Origin of the sequence: Varibaculum cambriense (assembly GCF_022133705.1) — a bacterium.
Lineage (GTDB): Bacteria > Actinomycetota > Actinomycetes > Actinomycetales > Actinomycetaceae > Varibaculum > Varibaculum cambriense_A.
The window spans coordinates 1-8,800 of sequence record NZ_JAKNHJ010000026.1 but is presented as its reverse complement, the minus strand read 5'-3'; the positions used below and the strand labels follow the sequence as shown (position 1 = coordinate 8,800).

Here is an 8,800-nt window from a genome sequence, read left to right as displayed (position 1 = left end):
CTTAAAACCCCAACCCCAAGAAAAAACGGACACATCTCCTGAAACCACACACTGTTCGGGGCACCAAATGATTTTCTATGAAATTATTCCCCCATCTGCTAGTTGCCATCCCTACTTACTGCATAGCTAACTGCTTAAACTAGCTGAAAACTGCCAGTTGCTTATCTTTTTCTTTCTAGGACGCGTGCAGAACCTGGAGTCGTGCGGGGAAAGGTTTTCCTCCTGCCCAAAATCCGGAAAAACCCCAGGTTTTCCGGATTTAACGCCCGCCCAACCTACTCGGATAAAACCTTTTCCCGCACTCACTAAAGCACGTCGTCTAGTCAACGCTCTGTGAACTCGAGACAGGACAAAACTTTGCCAAATGAGCCAACAGTCGATAGCGCGTTAGTCACGGTTATGTACTAATGATTTAGATTTTTTTAGGTCTAATTTGTTTGAGCCAGTTCTTCTTAAACTTCCCAATACCGCCGAAGAACTTATTGTAGGTTCCGCCATTTTCTTTCGCTTTGTATTTTATTACTGCCAGCTCAATGGTGCACAGATAGTCAGCAACCTGCTCCAGGCGATAATCGGTCATAGAAGTTTTCCGGCGTTGAACCGTATGTTTTGAGAGCATAGCCAATATTGCCTGATCCAAAGACTGGCTAACAACGTCTTGACCATTGTCGTAATAAACTTTAATAACCTTGAAGGATTGAAAGTAGTCTAAATGTTCGCGTAAAAATTCTGTTATATCCCGTTTCATACGGGTTTCTAATTGCTTATCATCCACAATATCTTTACTTCGATATCGAAAAGTTACATAGGATACTGGCAAATGGCGAACTAATGTTGCAAAACAGGTAAGAATCTTCTTTCTCTGCTGTATATCCAAGTATCGATATTGCCCATGTCCATTTAGCAAGGGTTCGGAATGAAATGGAATATTAGGCAAATCCGCAAATAAAAGCCGAGATTCATATTGGCTAATACACTGTTTAATGTCTTCTACTTGCTCATGAAAAACAAGAGTCAATAAGTAATAGCGAGAATTAGCGTTTCGATCTCCGCTTTCATCTACGAAAATGCTTAGCTCGCGCATCATCGCACTCCTAGTTAAAAAGCCGGGGGACTCCCCCGGCACTTGGAGGTAGCTTACAGCCACCAGTTTCATTTTATCGAAACTGGCATCACTAACACAACTAATCAATCAATTCGGCGGAGATTTCTTTTAGAGACTTTTCATCCTGAGGTCGTGCGGGGAAAGGTTTTATCCTAGCAGGCTATACACGCCTGCCATCGCATTTTTTCCCTTTCGGATACCTGGTTATAAATCAGAATTGTTTTTCGGGCTTTGCGTTGAAAATTAGTATTTGCTACGGGCAAATACTAATTTTGGGCAGGAGGAAAAACCTTTCCCCGCCCTCACCTATAAGGCACTGTCTAGCTAAAGCAGCTAATGCACTTTTGTTATAGAGAACCGGGTATGCGCGCGTTAGCTGGAGTTTTCCCATAGAGTGGAAGTAGCCCGGAAACTGCCCAACCCTCCCCCGGCAGGTGTCCTCTACAAGGAGCAGCAATGCGCAAGTTCGCTTTTTTGGATCTAGACGGAACCATAATCGACCACAACCAGGTGATTAGCCCAAAGGTAAAGGACGCTATCACCACCGCCACTGCGAACGGGCACAAAGTTTTTATCGCCACCGGGCGTTCCTATCCGGAGCTTTACCCCTTCCTATTTTCCCTGCCCTTTTCCGGCCTGATTACCGCCAACGGCGCGTACGTAGAATTGGGAGACGAAGTACTGGCCGATCATTCGCTAGATCAAGCCGCCATCGCCGAGTGGACAGATTATTTCCACCGCTCCGGCGCCACCTGGATTTGGCAAGGAAAAGACCATTTTTATCCCTCCGAAACATTCCTGGATTTTTTCCGTCTCTCCGGCAAATCTGACCGTGCCGCCACTGGGGATTGGTCTGCCTACCTAGAACAGATCACGCCTTACCTAGCCAGTGGAATCCCCACTTCTGCCGGAAAATGCATGTTCTACCTATCCCCGGAAACGCCCTCTAGCTTTGAAGAAGCTCACCGACTGTTCGGGGATCGCTATATGGTGATCCCCGGGTCAGTTGATGTACGCGTAGGAGAAGTGGTGGAACTGGGCGTAAAAGGGGTTAATAAAGGCAGCGCCATGCGGGAAGTACTCCACCACTTTGGCACAGACTCAGCTCAGGCACTCGCGATTGGAGATTCCGCAAACGACTATGAAATGGTGCGCGAAGCAGGCATCGGGGTGTGCCTGGCAGGCGGGGCAGAAGAACTTAGCAAGATTGCCGACTGGGTCGCTCCCCCGATTGAAGAGGACGGAGTGGCGGCCGCCTTTGAACGCTTCGGTTTACTGGATCCCGCTTAAGGGTTAAAAGAACTTATAACCTTCCAGATCAGTAAAGGTGAATCCTTTGCCGGTAGAAACGTTTACACAGGTAGCATCGGTGCCGCCGAAAGTGCAGGCATATTTACCTAGCTGAGTGTATTGACCGGTTCCCAGTGGCTGCAGATCAAAGCGTTTACCACTGTTATCCTTTTGACCAGATTTCACGTCTTGATACAGCGGAGTAGTGCCATTTACGCACCCACCAATACCAGAGGAACTATCCCACACCCCCAGCACGGACAGGCGAAGATCACCCTGTTTACACTTTCCGACGTTACCGGCAGCTTCAAAATTACTGGCGGTAGCACAGACCACGCCGCTGCCACTTGCGAGAGCACCCGAACCATCGGCTGCTAAGGGAACTAGTGGCGGCACGCCATCCTCAAGTTTTTCCGCAATGGTACAAACCACAATCCCGGATTGGGAGCGGAAAGTTACTCGCTTTTTATCCCCTCCCAATTGTGCCGGAGTCACTGGTTGTGCCGCTAACACTTTCTTGACCTGCTCAGTTTGGGTAGTGGACACCGGTTTAGGCTCGGGAGCTGCCACGGTTTCAGTAGTGCCTGCCTGAGATCCCAGAGGAACCGCTGAGGGCACCTTTCCGGTACTAAGCCGCACTATCTGCCAACTAACTAAAGCAATTAAAACCAGGATTACCAGTCCATATAGTAACCACCACGGGGATCGCCGCGAGGAGGTTACTTGCGGAGAATTCCCTTCTGCTTCGCCAGAGCTTGAAGCGTTCAAAGTTGAGGAAGCGATTGCCTCGGAGCTAGTTGGCGTTAATCCGCTAGGGGTAACTGCCTGAGGCTGCGGGGAAGTGCGGTTATTTTGCGGTGCCGGCAGGTTACTGGGCATTGTGCCATAAACCGCAGCAGGCGCATCATAGTCCCCCGCTGCTGCCGAAGAGTCCGCACGCGGGCTCAGCTGCTCTGAAGCAGGATAAGGTGTGGCCGGGCGCGGAAGAGAGCCGGGATCTGCTGGCGGATAGTTTTCAGCAGACTGGGAAGGCTCTAGGGCCGGCTGGACGCTTTGATACGAAGGCTCCGCTGGACGAGGGTCTCCTGCCCGAGCTGGGGGTACCTGCTGGTATAGGTTGGGATCCGGCTCTGCCGGCAGGGGAACCTGGGGAATCCCACCCACAGCATGCGGCAGCTGGGCAGGTGGCTGTGATTGTTGACTGGTAGAGCGGGGAGGGAAATAGCGGCCTTGCCCCGCTTCCGGGGCGTGCGGATTCACCTGCGGCTCGCTCTCGCCGCGATAACCGTAACCGGGCTGCTCACTCACGCTAGCCACTCCTCATTCACATCGGCGCTGCGTCCTTTGGACAGCAGATATTGGTTGAAATGCTGCGCCCATTCGCGATACTGATCGCGCTGGTAGTCTTGCAGTTGTCGCAAATCCATTTGCTCTAGTTGGGGATAGACAGCGCAAAGTGCTCGTAAAACCGCGATTGTTTGCCGCACATCCACCAGGGCATCATGCAGGCTATCCGTCCCGCGCACCTGATAAAACTCCGCTAGTGCCCCTAGGGTGCGTTTCCCCTTACGGTAGCGATCCAAAGCCCGATCTAGTACCAGAGGGTCAATTATCGGCAAAAACTCTACCCGTTCGCGCATAGTGGGTAGTCCCAGACGCTCCAGATGATGATCTAGCAGCGGCAGGTCAAAAGAGGCGTTATAGATAATCACCGGGATCTGTGCCTGACCGCAGGCCTCAAGCACCTGGGCAACTTCTGTCACCACTTGCTCTAGGGGGCGTCCGTGTTCGCGGGCATACTCGGTGGAAATCCCGTGCACTTGTTGGGCTGGTTCTGGGATAGGAACCCCGGGATCGGCCAGCCAGGTTTGTTCTCGGGTTTGTCCGTGCCGCCATTCCACGCAGGCGGCGGTAACTATCCGATCACTGGCAGGCTTTACTCCCGTGGTTTCGGTATCGAAACCCATAAATGGCCCTTCACTCCAACCCACCAATTACTCCTTGCCTCGCGCTATACTTACTGCACCTGTTGTTCAAATAATACGTGGTTACTTAACTGCTGAATGATAATTGGGAGCTTCAGCGGTCATCTGCACATCGTGCGGATGGGATTCCCGCAGGCCAGCACCAGTAATCTTTACGAAACGACCACGCTTCTTCAGGGTGGAAATATCGTGAGAACCGGTATAGAACATGGATTGCCGCAGTCCCCCGATTAGCTGATAGAGCACCGCCGAGAGGGCACCGGAGAACGGAACCTGCCCTTCGATTCCTTCCGGAACGATTTGGGCATCGCTAGTTACTTCCGCCTGGAAATAGCGATCCTTGGAATAGGATTTGCGTCCGCGCGAACTCATTGCCCCCAGCGAGCCCATGCCGCGGTAATGCTTATACTGTTTGCCATTCACGAACACCAATTCACCTGGTGATTCTTCGCAGCCTGCCAGCAAAGAACCCAGCATCACGGTATCGGCGCCTGCCACCATGGCTTTGGCAATATCACCGGAATACTGCAAACCACCATCGGCAATCAATGGCACTCCTGCTTTCGAACAGGCCTGGGCAGCCAGGTTAATCGCGGTAATCTGCGGTACCCCCACTCCGGCAACTACGCGGGTGGTACAGATCGAACCGGGACCTACCCCGACTTTCACCGCATCTACCCCGGCATCAATCAGTGCCTGCGCACCCTCGGCAGTAGCCACATTTCCCCCAATAATGTCGATATCGGAGAAAGTGGGAGAGGCTTTCAGCTTCTTAATCATCTCCAGGGCGAGCTTTGCGCCCCCGTTGGCGGTATCTACTACCAGCACGTCTACTTCCGCCTCCGCCAAGGCTTCGGCGCGTTCCCAGGTATCTCCCCAATATCCGAGGGCGGCTCCTACCCTTAAGCGTCCCTCTTCGTCTTTTGTAGAGTTGGGGTATTGTTCGGTTTTCACGAAATCTTTTACGGTGATTAGGCCGGTCAGGCGACCTTCATCATCGACTAATGGCAGTTTTTCAATCTTTTTTTCTGCTAGTAGTGCCCGAGCTTCCTCGCGGGGCATTCCTTTACGCCCGGTAGTAAGCGGCATCGGGGTCATAGCATCGCGAACCTTTACCGTGGCCCACTTGTCGGCGGGAATGAACCGTAGATCCCGGTTGGTGATAATTCCTTTGAGTTTACGATCCTCATCCACTACCGGCAGTCCGGACACCCGGTAGTGTCCGCATTCTTTATCCAGTTCCAACAGGGTCGCATCCGGACCGATAGTTACCGGATCGGTGATCATTCCGGATTCAGACCGTTTGACTTGGCGCACCTGCGCGGCTTGCTCCGCAATCGGCAAGTTGCGGTGGACGATTCCGATTCCCCCTTGGCGCGCAATCGCGATCGCCATATTAGCTTCGGTAACCGTATCCATGGCTGCAGATATTACCGGGGTGTGTAAGGTAATCCGTTTGGTTAGCCTACTGGAGGTATCGACTTCGGAGGGAATAACATCGGTAGTTTCGGGAAGTAACAGAACGTCGTCATAAGTTAGCCCGTCGAGGGCATCCAGGTGTTCGATAATCACCTTTTTAAGGTTAGCGCGAAGAGCCGGGCTCCCGCCACTTTCTTTCGGCTATTAACCCCAATTCCAGCAATTTTTCCATTAGATGTGACTCGTTTTACCTTGGGATGAAAACTTGAAAGATTGCCGCTCGCCTCGAATGCTTTTTACTCCGCCTAGAGCATTGTGCCTGCACCCGACTTTACTGTTCGCTGAGCGCTAACCCGCAATCTTTACCCTATTGAGCTGCAGATTAATCTACTGTTTACATTTTATTCACCGCAGAATGGTCTATTTTTCAGAGAACCGTAAGATATCTCCTCCATACTGAGCGATAACTAACAGGGATAAAAAGGAGTATCGAATGAGCGACATCTCGCGACTTCCCGGACCGGTGGCTGATTTATGGGAGTGGCAATATCAGGGAGCTTGCCGCAACCTAGACACCGAACAGTTTTTTCATCCCGAGGGCGAACGCGGGGGAACTCGCCGCAGGAGAGATGATGCCGCCAAAGCTATCTGCGCCAAGTGTCCGGTGATCGCACAGTGCCGCGAATATGCGTTGGCAGCGCAAGAACCCTACGGAGTATGGGGCGGTCTTACCCAAGAGGAACGGCGTGAGCTGATTAGGCAAAGTCGCGAGGAAGCCCAGCGGCTTACCGCTTAGCTCCTCCCCAGCAAAACCGGTTGCCGGGTAGCAGCAGCTAGCGGGGACGGTTAAATAAAAAATGGATCCAGGTTATGCCTGGATCCATTTTGCATTATTGCCCGCTACTTCTTGTTGCGGCGTTGGTGACGAGTCTTACGCAACAGCTTACGGTGCTTTTTCTTGGACATGCGCTTGCGGCGCTTTTTGATTACCGAGCCCACTAGGTTCTCCTTTTGCTTCTTGGTGCGCGCGCGGCGCAGATATTACCTTAAGGTATTTTTCTCGCCCTACTATACAACAACTTAAGCGGCGATTAACTATTGGCTACCCCTGAAGACTGTTCCCAGTCACCAAAACCCTGACCCATCATCTGGTCGATTGCCGCAGCCGGTACCCGAAAAGACTTACCAACTCGAACTGCGGGGATATCACCGGCGTGGATCATCCGATAGACCGTCATCTTGGACACACGCATTAGTTCCGCGACCTCTGCCACTGTTACGAAGCGCGGAGCTTGCTGCTGTGCCATAATGTTCCGTCCTAATTTCGAATCCATGCCGGTTAGGGATTATTTATAAGCTTAAGCCGTTGACCTAGAAAAATTCTAGAGTTTCAGGCATCCATGTCTAAAAATACCCCAAGAGACCCACTTTTCTCAACTGCCACAGGAAAGTACCTAAAAAACCGGAAATTTTCGTTATTTTTTAGAGTTGCTTTATTTATTTTTATACTGTTTTACTCTACTGGAAGCTATATTTTCCGGTATTGGCGCCGCGGAAATATTCCTGCCTACCTGTCCTAACCGAAAGTAGAGGCAGCGGGTTAATATCAAGGCAGGAAATATTTCTACCTAAAGGGGGTGCAATGGCAAAACAGCGGCGCGTTTCCAAGCGTGCGAAGGTCAGAGAATCGCTAGACCATCTTGCCCGCACCTCCCCCGCACGGCTGGTAGTACTGGTGTTCGCAGCAATCATCCTGGTGATGACGCTACTGCTTTCTTTACCGATTGCCACCACCACCGGCAAACCTGCTCCTCTGGTCGATGCGGTTTTTACTTCCACCTCAGCCGTTTGTGTAACCGGTCTGACCGTAGTCAACACCGCTTCTTACTGGTCTTTATTTGGACAAATCGTAATCATACTGGGTATCCATATTGGTGGCCTGGGGGTGATGACCCTGGCATCGATATTGGCATTAGCGGTATCGCGCCATATTGGACTGACCCAAAGAATGCTGGCTGCCATCGAAAAAACCGCCTCCCTCGGCAAAGTCGGCGCCCTGATCCGCACGGTTATCGTTACCTCGCTGACTTGCGAATCAATTATTTTCATTGCGCTATTACCGCGCTTCTTAACCTTAAACGAGTCCGTTGGCTCCGCGATCTGGCACGCCCTATTTCAATCAATATCGATCTTTAACAACGCGGGTTTTATCAACCTGCCCGAGGGCATCGATGCCCATCTGGGGGATTGGTGGATGATCAGTCCCGTGATCTTGGGAACTTTCCTGGGAGCCTTGGGATTCCCAGTCATGTTAGACCTCAAAGAAAACTGGCGTTCCCCCCACAAACTCAGTTTGCACTCAAAACTAACTATCACCACCTACCTGGCCGTTTGGTTATTTACCGCAGTAGTAATCGCCTTTTCGGAATGGAACAACCGGGGGACCTTCGCGTCCATGAGCACCTCCGAATCCCTACAAACCTCGATTCTGTTCGGAGTCAACTCCCGCTCCTCCGGGATTAGCACCATTGACGTGGGACAAATGACCAGAGGCTCCTGGTTCCTGCTGGATGTGCTGATGTTTATCGGCGGGGGCTCCGCCTCTACCGCGGGCGGTATCAAAGTCTCTACCTTGGCGGTGATGATCTTGGCGATAATGGCTGAGGCGCGCGGGGATCGGGACGTAGAAGCTTTCCATCGCCGCATTCCCCCCTCGGTAGTGCGCCTCTCAGTGGCCGTGACCGGTCTGGGCGCCATCCTAGTGGTGACCGCTATCTTCTTCCTGCTATCGGTAACGGACTATTCGATGGACGTTGTCGGATTCGAAGTGATTTCTGCTTTCGCCACCGTAGGATTATCAACCGGAATCACCCCCGATTTACCGATTATCGGCAAGTATTCACTGGTACTGCTCATGTTTGCGGGCAGAACTGGCACTATGACCGTGGCGGGGGGGGGGGGGGGGGGGGGGGGGGGGGGGGGGGGGGGGGGGGGGGGGGGG

9 protein-coding genes are annotated in these 8,800 nt (G+C 52.1%); 3 read left to right on the top strand and 6 right to left on the bottom strand.

The window, feature by feature from the left end; translation table 11 throughout:
• Window positions 1-412: 412 nt before the first annotated feature.
• On the bottom strand, window positions 413-1,147 hold the full coding sequence (locus tag L0M99_RS09605) for a DUF3800 domain-containing protein (protein WP_238128445.1): 735 nt from the start codon (window positions 1,145-1,147) through the stop codon (window positions 413-415).
• A gap of 414 nt (window positions 1,148-1,561) precedes the next feature.
• On the opposite strand from L0M99_RS09605, the gene L0M99_RS09600 reads away from it, so the two are divergent.
• Window positions 1,562-2,395 carry an HAD family hydrolase gene (locus L0M99_RS09600; protein WP_024059672.1) on the top strand — a complete coding sequence of 278 codons (834 nt, stop codon included), beginning with the start codon at window positions 1,562-1,564 and terminating at the stop codon, window positions 2,393-2,395.
• 3 nt (window positions 2,396-2,398) lie between these two features.
• Here L0M99_RS09600 and L0M99_RS09595 read toward each other — a convergent pair whose 3' ends face one another.
• From L0M99_RS09595 to guaB, 3 genes are read right to left on the bottom strand one after another with little or no spacing between them, the layout of a single operon-like run.
• A complete protein-coding gene (locus L0M99_RS09595; RefSeq protein WP_024059671.1) occupies window positions 2,399-3,703 on the bottom strand; it encodes a hypothetical protein in 1,305 nt (434 codons plus the stop codon).
• Window positions 3,700-4,386 (bottom strand): exonuclease domain-containing protein, encoded by a 687-nt coding sequence (locus L0M99_RS09590; protein WP_024059670.1) that lies wholly within the window; start codon window positions 4,384-4,386, stop codon window positions 3,700-3,702. Before L0M99_RS09590 ends, L0M99_RS09595 begins: the two co-directional genes overlap by 4 nt.
• Window positions 4,387-4,443: 57 nt before the next feature.
• Window positions 4,444-5,952 (bottom strand): IMP dehydrogenase, encoded by a 1,509-nt coding sequence (gene guaB / locus L0M99_RS09585; protein WP_024059669.1) that lies wholly within the window; start codon window positions 5,950-5,952, stop codon window positions 4,444-4,446.
• 340 nt (window positions 5,953-6,292) lie between these two features.
• Between guaB and L0M99_RS09580 the strand changes: the two genes are divergently transcribed.
• On the top strand, window positions 6,293-6,595 hold the full coding sequence (locus L0M99_RS09580; RefSeq protein WP_024059668.1) for a WhiB family transcriptional regulator: 303 nt from the start codon (window positions 6,293-6,295) through the stop codon (window positions 6,593-6,595).
• 104 nt (window positions 6,596-6,699) lie between these two features.
• Here the strand turns inward: L0M99_RS09580 and L0M99_RS09575 are convergent, their stop codons facing one another.
• Window positions 6,700-6,798: a 30S ribosomal protein bS22 gene (locus tag L0M99_RS09575; RefSeq protein WP_005504750.1), complete on the bottom strand. Its 99-nt coding sequence runs from the start codon at window positions 6,796-6,798 to the stop codon at window positions 6,700-6,702.
• A gap of 92 nt (window positions 6,799-6,890) precedes the next feature.
• Window positions 6,891-7,106, bottom strand: a complete 216-nt coding sequence (locus L0M99_RS09570; protein ID WP_024059667.1) for a helix-turn-helix domain-containing protein — start codon at window positions 7,104-7,106, stop codon at window positions 6,891-6,893.
• Window positions 7,107-7,441: 335 nt separating this feature from the next.
• Between L0M99_RS09570 and L0M99_RS09565 the strand changes: the two genes are divergently transcribed.
• A partial coding sequence (locus tag L0M99_RS09565; protein WP_238128444.1) for a TrkH family potassium uptake protein occupies window positions 7,442-8,800 on the top strand: 1,359 nt, incomplete at its 3' end.